The 17,722-nt window shown below is 69.9% G+C and carries 13 protein-coding genes; 6 read left to right on the top strand and 7 right to left on the bottom strand.

What is annotated here, in order from left to right; translation table 11 throughout:
* Positions 1–149 precede the first annotated feature (149 nt).
* From IE325_RS26945 to IE325_RS26955, 3 genes are all read right to left on the bottom strand, one after another.
* A complete protein-coding gene (locus IE325_RS26945) occupies positions 150–1,157 on the bottom strand; it encodes a (-)-alpha-amorphene synthase (RefSeq protein WP_229912061.1) in 1,008 nt (335 codons plus the stop codon).
* A complete protein-coding gene (locus tag IE325_RS26950; protein ID WP_190072666.1) occupies positions 1,141–2,625 on the bottom strand; it encodes a cytochrome P450 in 1,485 nt (494 codons plus the stop codon). Before IE325_RS26950 ends, IE325_RS26945 begins: the two co-directional genes overlap by 17 nt.
* Before the next feature lie 223 nt (positions 2,626–2,848).
* A complete protein-coding gene (locus IE325_RS26955; protein WP_190072667.1) occupies positions 2,849–5,266 on the bottom strand; it encodes a penicillin acylase family protein in 2,418 nt (805 codons plus the stop codon).
* 109 nt (positions 5,267–5,375) lie between these two features.
* Between IE325_RS26955 and IE325_RS26960 the strand changes: the two genes are divergently transcribed.
* The gene (locus IE325_RS26960) at positions 5,376–6,875 is read left to right on the top strand and encodes an acyl-CoA synthetase (RefSeq protein ID WP_190072668.1); all 1,500 of its coding nucleotides are present in this window, start codon (positions 5,376–5,378) and stop codon (positions 6,873–6,875) included.
* Between the two features lie 18 nt (positions 6,876–6,893).
* Here IE325_RS26960 and paaK read toward each other — a convergent pair whose 3' ends face one another.
* A complete protein-coding gene (gene paaK, locus IE325_RS26965; RefSeq protein ID WP_190072669.1) occupies positions 6,894–8,189 on the bottom strand; it encodes a phenylacetate--CoA ligase PaaK in 1,296 nt (431 codons plus the stop codon).
* 181 nt (positions 8,190–8,370) lie between these two features.
* Between paaK and IE325_RS26970 the strand changes: the two genes are divergently transcribed.
* Positions 8,371–9,225: an alpha/beta fold hydrolase gene (locus IE325_RS26970; RefSeq protein WP_190072670.1), complete on the top strand. Its 855-nt coding sequence runs from the start codon at positions 8,371–8,373 to the stop codon at positions 9,223–9,225.
* Between the two features lie 41 nt (positions 9,226–9,266).
* Here IE325_RS26970 and IE325_RS26975 read toward each other — a convergent pair whose 3' ends face one another.
* From IE325_RS26975 to IE325_RS26985, 3 genes are all read right to left on the bottom strand, one after another.
* Complete coding sequence (locus IE325_RS26975) at positions 9,267–9,689, bottom strand: hypothetical protein (protein ID WP_190072671.1); 423 nt, start codon at positions 9,687–9,689, stop codon at positions 9,267–9,269.
* A 188-nt stretch (positions 9,690–9,877) separates the two neighbouring features.
* A complete protein-coding gene (locus IE325_RS26980; RefSeq protein WP_190072672.1) occupies positions 9,878–11,737 on the bottom strand; it encodes an alkaline phosphatase family protein in 1,860 nt (619 codons plus the stop codon).
* Positions 11,738–11,853: 116 nt separating this feature from the next.
* Positions 11,854–13,470 (bottom strand): acyl-CoA synthetase, encoded by a 1,617-nt coding sequence (locus IE325_RS26985; protein ID WP_190072673.1) that lies wholly within the window; start codon positions 13,468–13,470, stop codon positions 11,854–11,856.
* 165 nt (positions 13,471–13,635) lie between these two features.
* Between IE325_RS26985 and IE325_RS26990 the strand changes: the two genes are divergently transcribed.
* From IE325_RS26990 to IE325_RS27005, 4 genes are all read left to right on the top strand, one after another.
* Positions 13,636–14,436, top strand: coding sequence for a crotonase/enoyl-CoA hydratase family protein (locus tag IE325_RS26990; protein WP_190072674.1), 801 nt, complete (start codon positions 13,636–13,638; stop codon positions 14,434–14,436).
* 127 nt (positions 14,437–14,563) lie between these two features.
* Positions 14,564–15,505 carry a Zn-ribbon domain-containing OB-fold protein gene (locus IE325_RS26995; RefSeq protein ID WP_190072675.1) on the top strand — a complete coding sequence of 314 codons (942 nt, stop codon included), beginning with the start codon at positions 14,564–14,566 and terminating at the stop codon, positions 15,503–15,505.
* Positions 15,502–16,551: a thiolase family protein gene (locus tag IE325_RS27000; protein ID WP_190072676.1), complete on the top strand. Its 1,050-nt coding sequence runs from the start codon at positions 15,502–15,504 to the stop codon at positions 16,549–16,551. The genes IE325_RS26995 and IE325_RS27000 overlap by 4 nt, the downstream gene beginning before the upstream one ends.
* Positions 16,548–17,714 (top strand): thiolase family protein, encoded by a 1,167-nt coding sequence (locus tag IE325_RS27005; RefSeq protein ID WP_190072677.1) that lies wholly within the window; start codon positions 16,548–16,550, stop codon positions 17,712–17,714. The genes IE325_RS27000 and IE325_RS27005 overlap by 4 nt, the downstream gene beginning before the upstream one ends.
* Positions 17,715–17,722 lie beyond the last annotated feature (8 nt).

Consider the following 17,722-nt stretch of genomic DNA (forward strand, 5'->3'; position numbering starts at 1 on the left):
CTCATGGACACCCCTTGGACGGGGTGGAACAGGAGGTCGACAGGGAAGGGTGAACTTTCCCGCAGCCGGCGTTCAAATCCCGGCGCTTTGGGTAAAATTTCGCGCTCCCGAACGGGAACCGCGCTGCGGGCGACCGGCCGGGCAGGGGCTCAGGGCACGGCGGATGCCGCCATCGTGTCCGCGTAGCGTGGCACGGTACGGGACCAGAAGTAGCAACCGGGGATCCAGCCGCCCATGCCGTCCACATAGCCGACGCCGCTGGGGCTCAACTCCGGCCTGATCTCATCGTAGAGCTCCTCGTACTCGCCGATCGTGCTGTTGATGCGCCGGATGGCCAGCCTGACCGCCTCCGGCAGGGAGCACTGGTGCGCGCGCTGGTAGTCCAGGGCCAGATTGATCACGCCGCCGGCCCGCTGCTCCTTCACGGCGGAGAACAGGTCGGCTATCCACACCGCCGCGTCGACCGACAGACGCCCCAGGCGCCGGACGACGGGATGCCGGAGTACCTCCGGGGCCAGCTCGTAGGGCTGCGCGGCCTCGCACAGCGGGTGGAACGGCTCGATGCCCGCGATGAGGGAGCGTATGGACCGGCACAGCCCGCTCCCCAGCGGGGCGGAGTGGCTCTGGGCCACCGCTTCGTGCAGCAGACCGTGCACGTACTCACGGCTGTTCCAGGCCCAACGCGCGGCCTGAGCGGGTGTGCACCGCTCCTGGACCTGCCGTTGGAGATCCGCCAGGGCGGCCCCGAGCGCGGTGTCGGGCGGTTGGCCGTCCCGCAGGATCCTCACGCTCTCGGACAGCATGGGCAGCAGCCGGCCGGGCCGCTGCAGACCTATGTCTTCCGCCTGGTCGTCGAAGATGAACTGGTACGCAATCTGGTTGGCCATGATCTGCAGGAGACCGGAATCCACGGCCGGGCTGTTGTAGGCCGCGAGTTCGGCGGGGCGGGTATAGGAGATCATGGCCGCCACCGCCGGATCGTCGGTGAGCCCCCAGGTCCTCAGCCAATTCTCGACGCCCACCGCCGCTTCGGAAGCGTGGGGATTGCTCTGGAACGGGAAGGGCATGTAGAGGTTCGTGTCGATCAGTTCCCGCAGATTGAGGGCGGGAATTCCGCGCGGTGCGGCGACCGCGATTTCCTCATGCGTCGTGGACACCGTCGCCACCTGCCGTTCCGGGGTCGTGGACGACGGGGGTCACCGTGGCCCGGGGTGCGAGAGAGGTCGCCCGAGGCGGTGTGGCCGGCGGCCGTTGTGCTCGCGGTTCGCAGACCATCACCAGACCCCGCGGCCCCAAGGACGCCGCGGGGCGCAGCCGTGCGACGTGTCCGGGCAGGTGGCGCAGCCGCCAGTGGCGGGCGATGAACGCGACGGCCACCGTGGCCTCCGCCATGGCGAACGTCTCGCCGATGCAGTTCCGGGTGCCGGCCGCGAACGGGATCATCGCGCCGGGCGGGACCGCGACGGCCCGCTCCGGACGCCAGCGGTCGGGGAGGAAGCGGTCGGGGTCGGGGAACGAGGCGGGGTCATGGTGGAGGAGATACGGGCTGTACAGGACGGTGGCGCCCCGCGGAAGACGTTGCCCGGCGAGAGCCGTCTCCTTGGTGGTGACCCGGGTGAAGAGCCAGCCCGGCGGGCGGTGGCGAAGCGTCTCGGTGACGACGCGCCGCGTGTGGACGAGCCGCGGCAACTCGTCGCGGCCGGGCGGCCGTCCGTCGGCGAGCACGGTGTCGACCTCGGAGTGCAGGCGGCGTTCGTCCTCGGGATGCCGGGCCAGGAGATCGAAGGCGGAGGCGAGACACAGGGCGGTGGTCTCGGCTCCGGCGAATATCAGCGTGAGCGCCTGACTGCGGACTTCCTGTTCGGTGATCGCCGCCGCCTCGCCTTCACTCCGCGCGGCCGACAGCAGTACGTCCAACAAGTCGTCCCGGTCACTCGGGGGAGTACCTCGTAGGCGCTCGGCGATGGCCGTGTCGACGATCGCGCGCAGCCGCTCGGAAGCGTCCCGGAAACGCCGGTTCGCGGGCGTGGGAACCCGGAACAGCGCATCGACCGGCACCACCGTCCGCAGGAACAGGCCGCGCACGATGGTGACGAGGCAACTGTGCACCTCGGCGGCCGTCGTGGCGTCCAGCGAGTCGGAGAACAGGACGCGGCCGATCACCCGCGCCGACAGCGTCAGCATGGCCGCGCTGACGTCGACCTCCTGCCCCGCCCGCCACTCGCGGCACACCGACTCCACTTCCTCGCCCATCAGTTCCGTCTGATCGGCGACACGGGCCTTGCGGAAGCCGGGCTGGAGAAGCCTGCGCTGCCGCCGATGGGCCTGATGAGGGCATGTGCCGACGCCGTCACCCAACAGCGTCCGCAGCCTGTCGTAGAGCGGACCCCCCTTGTCGAAGGTGCGCGCGTCCATGAGTACCTGATGGACCAGCTCCGGGTGGCACACCACCCAGGCGCGCAGCGGACCCAGGCGCACCTCGACCAGATCCCCGTGAGCGGGTAAGGAATTCAGAAAATCCAGCGGCCGCCGAAACAAAGCGATACCGTGGGCTACGGTGGGGAATATGCCTGGCGCAACCCCCACCCTCCAGGTGTGTCCGGAATCAGGCACGATACGACTCATCGCAAACCCCCAGTCTCAATCGCCACGCGGAAGTCGGTGAATGTTCCACCGAGTTGACGCTTGAGTCATGTCCTGCCCAGTTCAACCAGCTGCCGCTTTCGTGAATCCTTTCTTCATGGGGGCGCACAGGTGCACAGCGAAGCAAAGAAACCATTCGGCAGGGTCGTCCTTGAGAAGCAGAAATGCGGCCCCACCCAGAAGAAGGGGCGGGACCGCATCCCTGTTACCCGTGTTCGCTCACCCGCACCACACGCAACACCGGGGACGACAGGACGTCCTTCTCACAGAACCGCGCCGTCACCCACTTCTCACCGGAGAACAACCGGGTCTGGTCGCTGAAGTGGGGTGATCGGGTGCTCGACGACTGTGAGTACGTCAGCAACGTACGGGCCACCGGGCAGCGGCTGCCGTCCCAGCCCACCGCCTGGATATGGCTGGAGCCGGACGTCACCTCCGTGTAGCCGCCCCGCGCCTGGTCCCACTCCGGTTCGATCTTGTTCCATACGCCCATCCCCTCCGTGCCGCCGTGCACGGGGATGCGCTGACCGTTCCGTACGACGACCTGGTGCTCGCCCAGGCGTGAGTCCAGTGCGATGCCCGCCGCCCGCAGCTCGGCCACCGCGTCCGCGAGGGCCGTGGCGAAACCGGGAGCGCCGGTGTTGAGCGTGTTCGGGGTGCCCACCGGATCCGCCGCCGAGAACGGCACCTTCCACCGCTGCGCGGCCGGCACCTTCGCGCTCAGCTTCCGCCAGAACCGGTCGAAGAGCAGGGCGCCCCGGCTACCGGTGTCCATGGTGCGATCCCAGGCAGCCAGCACCGGGCACGCCCCGGACACATCAACGGCCTTGCCGTCACTGCCCGTCGCCGTGCCGCCCGGCAGCGCCGCACACGCCTTCGCCGCGTCGGCGGCCACCAGGTCGCCCGCCGGCACCCGGTTCGCGAACTGCTGACGCTCCAGGTCCCGCACGGTCAGCCCGCCCCGCTCGGCCATCGCCGTGACGTCCTCGATCGCACCGCGGGTGCGCAGGGAGCGCTGGGTGCCGATGCTGCCGAAGACCCGCTCGTAACCGGTCAGCGGCCGGTCGGCGTTGGTGAGCCACGCGCTGTCGTTGGAGTTCTCCACATACGGCGCGTCCTTCAGCGTCGGCATGCGCGCGGGCCCGAAGATCCCGCCCTGCAGGGCGTCGGCGTCACTGCCGAGCGCGCATTCGCCGCGGGAGCCGTCGAGGACGGCGATGCCCGCCGCGGGGTAGGTGGTCCTGCCCAGGCCGGTGAAGCACCGCGCCGCGAGATCGTCGGTGATCCGGGGCAGCACCTGCGACTGGGTGTACAGCGAGTGCCCCGAGGAGTCCGCGGCGATGGTGTTCACCCAGGGCAGGCCCTGGTTCCGGGTGAGGGACCTGACGATGTCGGCCGTTCCCCGCGCCTTGCCGAAACCGAGCGAGGTGTCGGCGAACCGCAGATTGGCCGCGTTGGGGTCGTTGAAGGCATACGCCGTCGACGCGGTCCAGGGCAGCGGGAGTTCGCCCCCGACCGAGGCGGCGACGGGCCCGTACCGGGTCCACCACTGGGTGCGCGTCACCGGTGCGCCGTCCTTGACCGCGACGGTCACCGTCCGCTTCGTCATCCGCTCCCGCCCGCCGTCCACGAGATAGACGGTGGGGTCGGCCGGATCCAGGGTCAGCTGGTGCAGACTGAACGGCACACCGGTCGACACCGTGTGGCTCCACGCCACATGGGAGTTGTAACCGATGGCGATCGTCGGTGCCCCGAGCAGCGCGGCGCCGGCGACGTCGAGCTCGCCGGGAATCGTCTGCTGTGCCTGCCAGAAGCGGCGTCCGCCCTGCCACGGGTAGTGCGGATTGCCCAGCAGCAGACCGCGGCCGTTCGCCGTGGTGTCGCCGCGGAAGGCGACCGCGTTGGACCCCATCGCCGCGTCGGCGGTCCGCTTGCGCACGGCGCGGATCAGGGCCTCGGCGTCCGGAGCGGTGTCCTTGGCCCCGGGGGCGGTTTCGGTGGGCGGCCGGGCGGATGTGATCTCGTCCACGGCGCCGCCCTGGCCGCCGAGCACGGAGAGGGCGTAGAAGCGGATGGCCACATCCAGCGAGGTGATGGGCCGGACCCACATGGCTCCCCGGCACACAGGGTCGGTGATCTGCTTGTGGCGCAGCCACGCGTTGTACCCGGCGGCGAAGCCTCCCATCAGATCCTTGACCTGACGGCTGGGGCCGCGCGGCGCCGGTTCGGCGAGCAGCTTCTCCACCGTGCGGGTCTGGCGTAGGCCACGGAAGTACAGGTCGCCGGCGAGATTGCTGGTCGCCGAGGACAGCGCGGAGTCGCTCGCCGCGTCCGGTCCGAAGAAACGCGAACGCTCGCCTCGTACGGTCACGAATCCGTCGGCCAGGGTGCACACCTGGTCGGCGGCCTGGGCCCAACCGGTGCCGAAGCCGAGGGACTTGTAGTCCTTGGCGACGATGTGCGGAATGCCGTACTCGGTATAACGGATCACGGCGGACAGACCACCGTGCGAGGGCCGTTCCTGATGGCCCGGCCGTTCGGCCGCGCCGGCCGGTAACGCGGCCGAGGCGGTCAGCAGGGCGACGGCCCCGACGACCAGTCGTCTCAAGCGGGTGGTGCGCATCTGTGCCTCCCAACGTCAGTGAGGGAAGGAGCGGTTGAGCGTGCCACGGGTCCGACCGCACCTGTCGGGTGCTTGACCCGCCTCGGTCACACACCGAGGATCATGAGTCATGACGCAGGGACAGGGCAGCACGGTTGACGGGGTGCTGCGGCGCAGCGCGCGGCGGACACCGGCGCGGACCGCCGTGGAGTACGGCGACCGCACATGGACGTACGAGGAACTCGACCAGGCCGTCTCCCGCGCGGCGAGCGTCCTGCTCGACCAGGGCCTCGCACCCGGGGACCGGGTCGGCTCCTACGGCCACAACTCGGACGCGTATCTGATCGGCTTCCTGGCCTGCGCCCGCGCGGGCCTCGTCCATGTCCCCGTCAACCAGAACCTGACCGGCGACGACCTCGCCTACATCGTCGGCCAGTCCGGCGCCGCCCTGGTCCTCACCGACCCCGACCTGGCCGGCCGACTGTCCGAGGACGTCCGTACGCTGCCCTTGCGCGACGCCGAGGACTCCCTCCTGGCCCGCCTCGCGACGGCTCCCGAGTACGACGGCCCCGAGCCGCGCTCCGAGGACCTCGTCCAGCTGCTCTACACGTCCGGTACGACGGCCCTGCCCAAGGGCGCGATGATGACGCACCGCGCCCTGGTCCACGAGTATCTGAGCGCCATCACGGCCCTCGACCTCAGCGCCGGCGACCGCCCCGTGCACTCCCTGCCGCTCTACCACTCGGCGCAGATGCATGTGTTCCTGCTGCCCTACCTCGCGGTCGGCGCCACGAACATCATCCTCGACGCCCCCGACGGCGACCGGCTCTTCGACCTCATCGAGGCCGGCCGGGTGGACAGCCTGTTCGCCCCGCCCACCGTGTGGATCGGCCTCGCGGGCCGCCCCGACTTCGCCGAGCGCGACCTCGGCGGGCTGCGCAAGGCGTACTACGGCGCGTCGATCATGCCCGTCCCGGTCCTGGAGCGGCTGCGTGAACGGCTCCCGAAGCTCGGCTTCTACAACTGCTTCGGGCAGAGCGAGATCGGCCCGCTGGCCACGGTGCTGGCCCCGGACGAACACAAGGGCCGGATGGACTCCTGCGGGCGCACCGTCCTCTTCGTCGACGCCCGTGTGGTCGACGAACAGGGCGTGGAGGTGCCCGACGGCACCTCCGGCGAGATCGTCTACCGGTCCCCGCAGCTGTGCGAGGGCTACTGGGACAAGCCCGAGGAGACCGCCGAGGCCTTCCGGGACGGCTGGTTCCGCTCCGGCGACCTCGCTGTGCGGGACGCACATGGCTACTTCACCATCGTCGACCGGGTGAAGGACGTCATCAACTCCGGTGGCGTACTGGTCGCCTCCCGGCAGGTCGAGGACGCGCTGTACACCCATGAGGGCGTCGCCGAGGTCGCCGTGATCGGTCTGCCCGACGAGCGGTGGATCGAGGCCGTCACGGCAGTCGTCGTGCCGCGCGGCGAGGTGGGCGAGGCCGAACTGATCGAGCACGCGCGCGAGAAGCTGGCCCACTTCAAGGCACCGAAGCGGGTCGTGTTCGTGGACGAGCTGCCGCGCAACGCGAGCGGGAAGATTCTCAAGCGGGAGCTGCGGGACCGATTCGCCGACAACTAGGTGATCAGTGATCCGTGGTCAGCGGGGGCGCAGATCCTCGATGCGCCGGATCTTGCCCACCGACCGTTCCAGCGACTCCGGTTCCACGATCTCCACCGCGACCGACACCCCGATGCCGTCCTTCACCGCCGCCGCGATGGCCTGCGCGGCGGCGTCCCGGGTCTCCTGGGACGCGTCGGGACGGGCCTCCGCCCGCACGGTGAGGGCGTCGAGACGGCCCTCCCGGGTCAGACGCAACTGGAAGTGGGGCGCCACACCCGGGATCCGCAGCACGATCTCCTCGATCTGCGTGGGGAAGAGATTGACTCCGCGCAGGATGACCATGTCGTCACTGCGCCCGGTGATCTTCTCCATCCGCCGGAACACCCGGGCGGTCCCCGGCAGCAACCGAGTCAAGTCCCGTGTACGGTACCGGATGACGGGCATCGCCTCCTTGGTGAGCGAGGTGAAGACCAGTTCGCCCTCCTCGCCCTCCGGCAGCACCTCACCGGTGATCGGATCCACGATCTCGGGGAAGAAGTGGTCCTCCCACACATGGAGCCCGTCCTTGGTCTCCACACACTCCTGCGCGACACCGGGCCCGATCACCTCGGACAGTCCGTATATGTCGACGGCGTCGATGGCGAACCGCTCCTCGATCTCGCGGCGCATCCGCTCGGTCCAGGGTTCGGCACCGAAGATGCCCACACGCAGGGACGTACCGCGCGGATCGACGCCCTGGCGCTCGAACTCGTCGAGAAGAGTGAGCATGTACGACGGTGTCACCATGATGATCTCGGGCCTGAGGTCCTGGATCAGCTGGACCTGCCGGGCCGTCATCCCGCCGGACGCGGGGATGACCGTGCATCCCAGTCTTTCGGCCCCGTAGTGTGCGCCGAGCCCACCGGTGAACAGCCCATATCCGTAGGCCACATGAACCTTGTCCCCGGGGCGTCCGCCCGCCGCCCGGATGGATCGGGCCACCATGTCGGACCACAGGGAGAGGTCGGCATCGGTGTAGCCGACGACCGTGGGGCGTCCGGTGGTGCCGCTGGAGGCATGGATACGGCGGATACGGTCCTGAGGCACGGCGAACATGCCGTACGGGTAGTTCTGGCGCAGGTCGGCCTTGGTGGTGAACGGGAAGCGGGCCAGGTCGCCGAGTGAGCGGCAGTCGTCGGGGTGCACGCCGGCCTTGTCGAAGGACTCCCGGTAGAACGGCACGTTGTCGTACGCGTGCCGCAGCGATCTCCGCAACCGCTCCAGCTGCAACTCCCGCAGCGCCTCCGGGGCGAGCCGTTCCCCCGAGTCCAGCAGTTCCGTCGCATCCGCCATGGGGAAGCTCTCCCTCGCCAACCGCGCCATTCCGGGCGACCGATCATTCGGTCTGGGTGTTCGGGATCAGTAATTCAGCAGGAGAATGATCAGGCAAGGGGGTGGGGCGCACTTTCTGGGGTCGGGGGGCGCGGACAATCTCCGTTGCCCCTGGTGGCCGACTCGGAGCAGGATCGGCGCCATGCCGACCTTCCGCGCCGCCGACGGGACCGAGATCGCCTACCACCTGCGAGGGGAGGGTGAACCGCTGCTGGTCCTCCCCGGCGGGCCGATGCGGGCCTCGGGCTATCTGGGAGACCTCGGCGGACTCGCCGCGCACCGGCAGCTGGTGCTGCTCGATCTGCGCGGCACCGGGGACTCGGCCGAGCCGGAGGACCCGGCCACCTACCGCTGCGACCACATGGTGGACGACGTCGAGATATTGCGGGCCCATATGGGGCGGGCCCATATGGATGTGTTCGGACACTCGGCGGGCGGCAGCTTGGCCATGCTGTACGCGGCTCGGTATCCGGAGCGGGTGGCGCGGCTGGTGCTGGTGACCGCGACGCCGTGGGCGTTGGGGATGCTGCCCACGGTCGAGGACCGGTTGGCAGCCGCCCGGTTGCGGAAGGGCGAGCCGTGGTTCGCGGAGGCGTTGGCGGCGTTCGAGGCGTGGCTGACCGGAGCGGGCGACTTCGACCCCGTGTTCGCGCCCTTCTTCTACGGGCGCTGGGACGACGCGGCAAAGCAGCATGACGCGCGTGGCGACGCCGAGTACAACGACGAGGCCTCCGGCATCTATGGCTCCGCCGGCGCCTTCGATCCACCGAGGACCAGCACAGAACTCTCCCGCCTGACCGCGCCGACTCTCGTCCTCGCGGGCGAACTCGACGGATCCCCCGATCCGGACCTCGCCCGCCGCACCGCCGACGTCTTCCCGAACGCCGAGATCGCCGTGCAGCCCGGCGCCGGGCACCATCCATGGCTGGACGGCCCGGAGTGGTTCGTACGCCGTGTTGCCGCCTTCCTGGACGGGACCGGCCTTGGAACGGGCTGAGTCAGGCCCCGATGCTGTCGGCCTCCCGCGTACACGCCCGCTCAGCGGTTGAGGCGACGCCGATACACGAAGAAACCGGCGGTCAGCGCCAGCGCGCCGACGGCCAGGCCGGCTCCGAGGGCCACCTCGACGTCCGCCGGCCCGGAGCTGCCGCCCAGCCCGCCCCGCACCCCCTGGGTGGGGACGGCCGAACGTGTGGGAAGCGGCGCCAGTGTCGGCAACGGCGTGACGATCGAGCCGCGGTGCGGAAGGTGTGCGCAGGCGATGCCGTTGTTCCTCCCCTGGTCCCGGCCCGAACGGTCGGGGTCGCTGAAGCCGCGGTCGAACTCGGCCTGCGCGTCCTCCTGGAAGGTGAAGTCGCGGCAGTCCAGGTCGCCGCGGGCGTATGCCGCGGGGGCCGTCGGGCCGGCGAGGGCGAGAACGGTGATCGCGGTCGTGCATATCGCGTGGACGCGTCTTTTCACGGGCGTTGCCTTTCGGTCCCGAGGTTCCGAGGTCCCGAGTTCTCGACGACCTCTATTGCGACCGTAGGTACGCCACCCGTGCACCGTCGCCTGCTGCTACGCCGGACGAGCTCCGTCACTCCCGCGTCACCCGGACGGCCCATCGACCTCCCCGGTGCCGCCCTTGCCGTCCCTTCAGTCCTCGCCGCTCAGCCGCCCTGCGGACCGTACGCCGTCATGAAGCGGTCCCTGAAGCGGTCCATGCCCCAGGTCGGCGCGTTCTCGGCGGGCTTGAGGCCGTCCGTCCAGTGCCAGTCGGCGATCCGGTCGAGGACCTTCGGGTCGCGGGCGACGACGGTGACGGGGACGTCCTTGCTGGTACTGCCCGCGGTGACCGTGGGGACGGGCTGGTGGTCGCCGAGGAAGACGAGGACCGTGTCGTCGGTGCCGTAGCGCTGGACCCACTCGGTGAGGCTGTGCAGGGAGTACTCGATGGCGCGGCGGTACTCGGTGCGGACGCGCTCGGGGTCCTGCCAGACCTCCTTGGGGTCGGTGCCCTCCTTCTTGATCTGGTGGAAGACCGAGCCGTCGCCCAGGTCGTTCCAGTCGACCATGCGGGCGATGGGGGACCAGGGATTGTGGCTGGAGGCCAGGATGATCTCCGCCATGATCGGGTCTCGGTTCTTCTTGCCGTGCTCAAGGCGCTGGAACGCCTCCAGGCTGAACTGGTCGGGCACCGGCGTCCAGCTGAAGTACGGGCCGTGGTAGCCGAGGTGCTCGGAGTCGTAGATGTGGTCGAGCGCGAAGAACTTGCCCTCCGGCCAGGCCCGCCGCACCCCCGGCACGACACCGACCGTCCGCCATGCGTCGGTCTTCCTGAAGTAGCTGCCCAGGGTCGCGCGATCGCTGGTGGTGAGGCTCCGGTACCGCTGCTGGTTCTTGATCCAGAGACCGGAGAGGAACGTGGAGTGCGCGAGCCAGCTGCCCGCCCCCGTCACCGGCGACTTCAGCCATGCGCTGCGCGACTGGAACCCGGCCGCCTTGAGGGTGTTCGTCCCCTCCTTGAGCGTCGCGTCGATCTGCGGCGCCATCGCGGGGTCGTCGATCGCGACCCGGCCGTAGCTCTCGATGAACGTGAACAGCACGTCCTTGCCGCGCAGCCCCGTCAGCAGTTGGTCCGGCGGGGTCTTCGCGAAGGCGTCGACCGCTGCCTGCTTCTGGAAGATCCGTCCGTCCTTGAGGCCCGCCTGCACCTGCTCGATACGGTTGTTGACGAAGTCGGCGTTGCCCTTGGTGGCGATCGGGACACCGGCGATCTGGATGCCCAGGGTCATACAGGTGATCCATGCGGTGCCGAGGACCAGCGTCGTACGGGTGGCGATGTGACGATGGCCGACCATCAGGTTCGTCACCCGCACCATCGCGAGCGTCATCAGGACGAGCACCGCGATGAACAGGACCAGCACTCCGACCACCGCGAGCACCTGCCCGGTGCGGCCGAAGGACTCCCGGACGAACTCAGCCGCGTCGTCCAGCAGGATCCAGTCCAGGACCAGGTCGAAGGGGCGGGCCAGCACCGAGTAGAAGCCCATGTCGATGAACTTCAGGACGGTGAGCAGACCGAGGAACACACCCGACGCCACCGTCATCAGCCGCCGTGACCGCGGCGGCACCGCAAGCAGCAGGCCCGCCAGCAGGATGCCCTCGGCGGGCAGACGGAAGAACGCGTCGGGACCGAGCCGTTCGAGACGGTTCGGCACGAGCAGCGCGAAGAGCAGGAGCGCGGCGGCCAGTACGGTCGTGCCTACGGTGACACCGCGTGCCGTACGGGGGTAACGCCGCCGCCAGCCGAACCAGCCGGGCTTGGTCGAGGAACCGGAAGGCTCGGCGGGCTCGGCCGTCCCGGACTCACCGGCATCCTCCCCGGCCTCGGTCGCCGCGACAGCCTCAGACTCACCGGCACCGTCCCCGGCCTCGGCCGTCCCGACCTCCCGCGTCGCCTCCGACGCCTCTGTCGTCCCCGCTTCTTCCGACTCCCGTGTTGCAGCCTGCGTTGCCTCCTGTGACACCCGGAGGACCTCCCGTGCGGTCGTGCGATGGCATGGCGAACAGCGCCCGATGACCGAGCCTGCCACCACGAGTACGTCCGCACGTCACCTTAGGTTCAATCAGGCCTGCCCGGAATTCACCCGTCCGCCGCCACCGCGACCTCCCGCGCCCACCGGTAGTCCGCCTTCCCGCTGGGCGAGCGCCGGATGGAGTCGGCGATCACCAGTTGGCGGGGGATCTTGTAACCCGCGAGGTGGGAGCGGCAGTGCGTCTGAATGTCGGCAAGGGACGGCCGCCCCGCACCCGCCCGCAATTGCACCACCGCAGCCACATGGTGCCCCCACTTCGCGTCCGGCACCCCGGCCACCAGCGCGTCGTACACATCGGGGTGGGACTTCAGCGCCTGCTCGACCTCCTCCGGGTACACCTTCTCGCCCCCGGTGTTGATGCACTGCGAGCCGCGTCCGAGCACGGTGACCACGCCGTCCCCGTCGACCGTGGCCATGTCGCCGAGGAGTACCCACCGCTGGCCGTCCCTCTCGAAGAAGGTCTCGGCCGTTTTCCCCGCATCGTTGTAGTAGCCGAGCGGGACGTGGCCGCACTGGGCCACCCGTCCCACCTCGCCGACGGCGACCGGCTCATGGGTCGCCGGGTCCACGACCTGCGTACGGGAGTTGACGCGGATACGGAAGCCGCGCTCGGGGCCGGAGTCCTCGGTGGCCGTGCCGTTGAAGCCGGACTCCGAGGACCCGAAGTTGTTCAGCAGCATGACGTTCGGGACGAGTTCCTGGAACTGCCGGCGCACCGTGTCCGACATGATCGCCCCGGACGACGACACGCTGAACATCGAGGAGCAGTCGGTGCCTTTGAGGGGCCCGCTCAGCGCGTCCACCAGCGGCCGCAGCATCGCGTCGCCGACCAGGGACACGCTGGTGACCTTCTCCTTCTCGATCGTGCGCAGGACGTCTTCCGGCGCGAACTTGCGGTGGATCACGATGCGCTGGCCGAAGTTGAAGCCGATGAAGGCGGTCAGCGTGGACGTCCCGTGCATCAGCGGGGCCGTGGGGAAGAAGGTGATGCCGTCACCGCCCGCCGCCACGCGCTCGGCGAGTTCCTCCGGCTTCTGCACCGGTTCGCCGGTCGGGGCGCCGCCGCCGAGACCGGAGAAGAACAGGTCCTCCTGGCGCCACATCACACCCTTGGGCATCCCGGTCGTCCCGCCGGTGTAGATGATGAACTGGTCGTCGCCCGACCGCCCCGGGAACCCCCGCTCCGGCGACCCGGCGGCCTCGGCGTCCGTGAAGGACAGGGCGGGCACGACCGGACCGCCTTCGGCAGCCCCCACCCGCACCAGATGCCGCAACCCCGCCACCCGCGGCAGCGCCGCCGCCACCCGCTCCGTGAACTCCGCCTCGAAGACCAGGGCCACCAGATCGGCGTCCCGGTAGAGGTACACCAACTCCTCTTCCACATAGCGGTAGTTGACATTGACCGGGACGATCCGTGCCTTCAGGCAGCCCAGCACCGTCTGCAGGTACTCGATGCCGTTGTAGAGATGGAGCCCGAGGTGCTCGCCGGGGCGGATCCCGCTGTCGAGCAGATGGTGACCGATCCGGTTGGCGGCCGCGTCCAATTCGGCGTACGTCAATCGGCGCTCCGCACCCGTGCCCGGATGATCGATGTACACGAGCGCCTCGCGGTCCGGAACCGCGTCGACGACCGACTCGAACAGGTCGGCAAGGTTGTACTCCACCGTTCCTCCTGCCCTCGCTCTCCACCGGTGCCGGTCATCAGAGCAAAGGGCGGCACAACTGTGAAGGGTCCGCGCACAAGAAATCTGACTACCTGTCAGAAAACCCTTGAAGTGCCCAGGCGCCTCCTGCAACCTGTTCTCGTTCTTTCAGAGGGGAGATGGGCGATGGGTGGGACGGAACACCTCACCGTGCGACGTGAAGGCGCCACACTGGTGCTCACGCTGAACAGGCCGGAAGCCAAGAACGCGCTCTCGTTGGCCATGCTCGTCGGCCTCTACGACGGCTGGCTCGAAGCCGACGCCGACGACACGGTCCGCTCGGTCGTGTTCACAGGTGCGGGCGGCTCGTTCTGCGCGGGCATGGACCTCAAGGCGCTGGCCGGCCAGGGCATGGAGGGGGAGCGGTACCGCGACCGGCTCAAGGCCGATCCCGACCTGCACTGGAAGGCGATGCTGCGCCACCACCGGCCCCGCAAACCGGTGATCGCCGCCGTCGAGGGGTACTGCGTCGCCGGGGGCACCGAGATGCTCCAGGGCACCGACATCCGCGTCGCGGGCGAGTCGGCCACCTTCGGGCTGTTCGAAGTGAAGCGCGGGCTGTTCCCGATCGGCGGCTCCACGGTCCGGCTGCAACGGCAGATCCCGCGCACCCACGCCCTGGAGATGCTCCTCACCGGACGCCCGTACAGCGCCCGTGAGGCCGCCGGCATCGGCCTGATCGGGCATGTCGTCCCCGACGGCACGGCACTGGACAAGGCCCTGGAGATCGCCGAACAGATCAACGCCTGCGGCCCGCTCGCCGTAGAGGCCGTCAAGGCGTCCGTCTACGACACCGCCGAGATGACCGAGACCGACGGCCTCGCCGCCGAACTCAAGCGCGGCTGGCCCGTCTTCGACACGGCCGACGCCAAGGAAGGCGCCCGTGCCTTCGCGGAGAAGCGGTCACCCCACTACAAGCGTGCGTAGCCGCTGCGCTTGGCTTCGGCCGAGAAGGCCGTGGGGCACCGCGGGACCGTCGTGGCTGGTCGCGCAGTTCCCCGCGCCCCTTACGGGGCGCTCTCGCATCCCGCTCTCCGGAGGAGGCACGCCCCCGATGCCCGAAGTCCTCAAGGCCCCGTTGACCGTTGAGTTCCCCTTCACCCGCTCCCTAGGCCCCGTCCAGAGCGCCTTCCTCACCGGCCTACGCGAACGCGTCGTGCTCGGCGTGCGCACCGGCCACGGACGCACCCTCGTCCCACCCGTCGAGTACGACCCCGTCACCGCCGAGGAGATCCACGACCTGGTCGAGGTCGCCCCCACGGGCACGGTCACCACCTGGGCCTGGAACCACGCCCCCCGCCGCGACCAGCCCCTCGACACCCCCTTCGCCTGGGTCCTGGTCCGCCTCGACGGCGCCGACACCGCCCTCCTGCACGCCCTCGACGCCCCCGGCCCCGACGCCGTGCACACCGGCATGCGGGTCCGGATCCGCTGGGCGGAGGAACGCAGCGGCGCGATCACGGACATCGCCTGCTTCGAGCCCCACGACGGTGATCCAGTGCAAGCGGCGGGCCACAGTGGCGTGTTCACGAACCCGGTCACCGGCATAGTCGCCCCCGCCCGACTCGACTACACCTACTCACCCGGCCGCGCCCAGACCGCCTACATCAACGCCCTGGCCGAACACCGCAACGTCGGCGAGCGCTGCCCGTCCTGCCGCAAGGTGTACGTCCCGCCGAGGGGTGCGTGCCCCACATGTGGTCTCGCCACAGTGGAACAAGTCGAAGTGGGTCCCCACGGCACAGTCACCACGTTCTGCATCGTCAACATCAAGGCGAAGAATCTCGACATCGAGGTGCCGTACGTCTACGCCCATATCGCCCTCGACGGCGCCGGCCTCGCCCTGCACGGCCGGATCGGCGGCATCCCCTACGACCAGGTCCGCATGGGCCTGCGCGTCGAACCCGTGTGGACGGAAGGCGCCCGTTACCCCGACCACTACCGGCCCACGGGCGAGGCCGACGCGGACTACGACACCTACAGGGAGCTGCTGTGAACCGCGAGATCGCCGTCGTCGCCTTCGCGCAGACCGACCACCGGCGCACCAGCGAGGAGCTCTCCGAGGTGGAGATGCTCATGCCCGTCCTGCACGAGGTGCTCGCGCGGACCGGCCTGAAGACGTCCGACATCGGTTTCACCTGCTCCGGCTCCAGCGACTACCTCGCCGGCCGTGCCTTCTCCTTCACCCTCGCCCTCGACGGCGTGGGCGCCTGGCCGCCGATCGCCGAGTCACATGTCGAGATGGACGGCGCCTGGGCGCTGTACGAGGCCTGGACCAAGCTGCTCACCGGGGATGCCGACACAGCGCTCGTCTACTCCTACGGCAAGTCCTCACCCGGTTCCCTGCGCGACGTCCTCACCCGCCAGCTCGACCCGTACTACGTCGCCCCGCTCTGGCCCGACTCCGTCGCCCTGGCCGCCCTCCAGGCCCAGGCCCTCATCGACGCGGGCGACACCGACGAACCCGCCCTCGCCTCGGTCGCCGCCCGCAGCCGCACCGACGCCACCGCCAACTCCCATGCCCAGCTGCGGGGTTCGGTGCCGCAGGGGGACTACGTCGTACGACCGCTCCGTACCGGAGACTGCCCGCCCATCGGGGACGGGGCCGCCGCAGTGATCCTCGCGGCGGGGGAGCGGGCCCGTGAGCTGTGCGACCGGCCCGCCTGGATCCGCGGCATCGATCACCGCATCGAGGCTCACAGCCTCGGTGTGCGCGACCTGACCGACTCGCCCTCCACCCGCTTCGCCGCGGAGAAGGCGGGCGCGTTCCAACGGCCCGTCGACACCGCCGAGTTGCACGCGCCCTTCACCTCCCAGGAGGTCGTCCTGCGCAAGGCGCTGAAGCTCGGCGACGGTGTGCGCGTCAACCCGTCCGGCGGGGCGCTCGCCGCGAACCCCGTCATGGCCGCCGGGCTGATCCGCATCGGCGAGGCCGCCGCCCGGGTCCACCGGGGCGAGTCCGACCGCGCCCTCGCGCACGCCACGTCCGGCCCGTGCCTCCAACAGAACCTGGTCGCCGTACTCGAAGGGGATCCGCGATGAGCAAGGAGCCCGTGGCCGTCATAGGCATCGGACAGACCAAGCACGTCGCCGCGCGCCGGGACGTGTCGATCGCCGGGCTCGTCCGGGAGGCCGCGCAAAGGGCGCTGGAGGACGCCGAGTTGACGTGGGCCGACATCGACGCGGTCGTCATCGGCAAGGCGCCCGACTTCTTCGAGGGCGTGATGATGCCCGAGCTGTATCTCGCCGACGCCCTCGGCGCGGTGGGCAAGCCCATGCTCCGGGTGCACACCGCCGGCTCGGTCGGCGGATCCACCGCCCTGGTCGCCGCCAACCTGGTCGCGGCCCGTGTCCACGGCACCGTGCTGACGCTCGCCTTCGAGAAGCAGTCCGAGTCCAACGCCATGTGGGGACTCTCCCTGCCGATCCCCTTCCAGCAGCCCCTGCTCGCCGGGGCCGGCGGGTTCTTCGCGCCGCACGTGCGCGCGTACATGCGACGCAGCGGCGCGCCCGACACGGTCGGCTCACTCGTGGCGTACAAGGACCGGCGCAACGCGCTGAAGAACCCGTACGCCCATCTGCACGAGCACGACATCACGCTGGAGAAGGTCCAGGCCTCGCCCATGCTGTGGGACCCGATCCGGTATTCGGAGACCTGTCCGTCGTCCGACGGGGCGTGCGCGATGGTGCTGACCAACCGCGCCGGGGCCGCCCGCGCGCCCCGGCCGCCCGCCTGGATGCTCGGCGGCGCGATGCGCAGTGAGCCGACCCTCTTCGCCGGCAAGGACGCCGTGTCGCCGCAGGCCGGCAAGGACTGCGCCGCTGATGTTTACCGGCAGGCGGGCATCGCCGACCCGCGCCGCGAGATCGACGCGGTCGAGATGTACGTGCCGTTCTCCTGGTACGAGCCCATGTGGCTGGAGAACCTGGGCTTCGCCGCCGAGGGCGAGGGCTGGAAGCTCACCGAGGCCGGGGTGACCGAGCTGGACGGCGATCTGCCCGTCAACATGTCGGGCGGTGTCCTGTCCACCAACCCCATCGGCGCCTCCGGCATGATCCGCTTCGCGGAGGCGGCCCTCCAGGTGCGCGGCCAGGCCGGGGAACACCAGGTGGACGGGGCCCGCAAGGCACTCGGACACGCCTACGGCGGAGGGTCGCAGTTCTTCTCGATGTGGCTCGTGGGCGCCGAGCCCCCGGACGCCTGAGCGGGCTC

This window comes from Streptomyces lanatus, from assembly GCF_014655715.1.
Lineage (GTDB): Bacteria > Actinomycetota > Actinomycetes > Streptomycetales > Streptomycetaceae > Streptomyces > Streptomyces lanatus.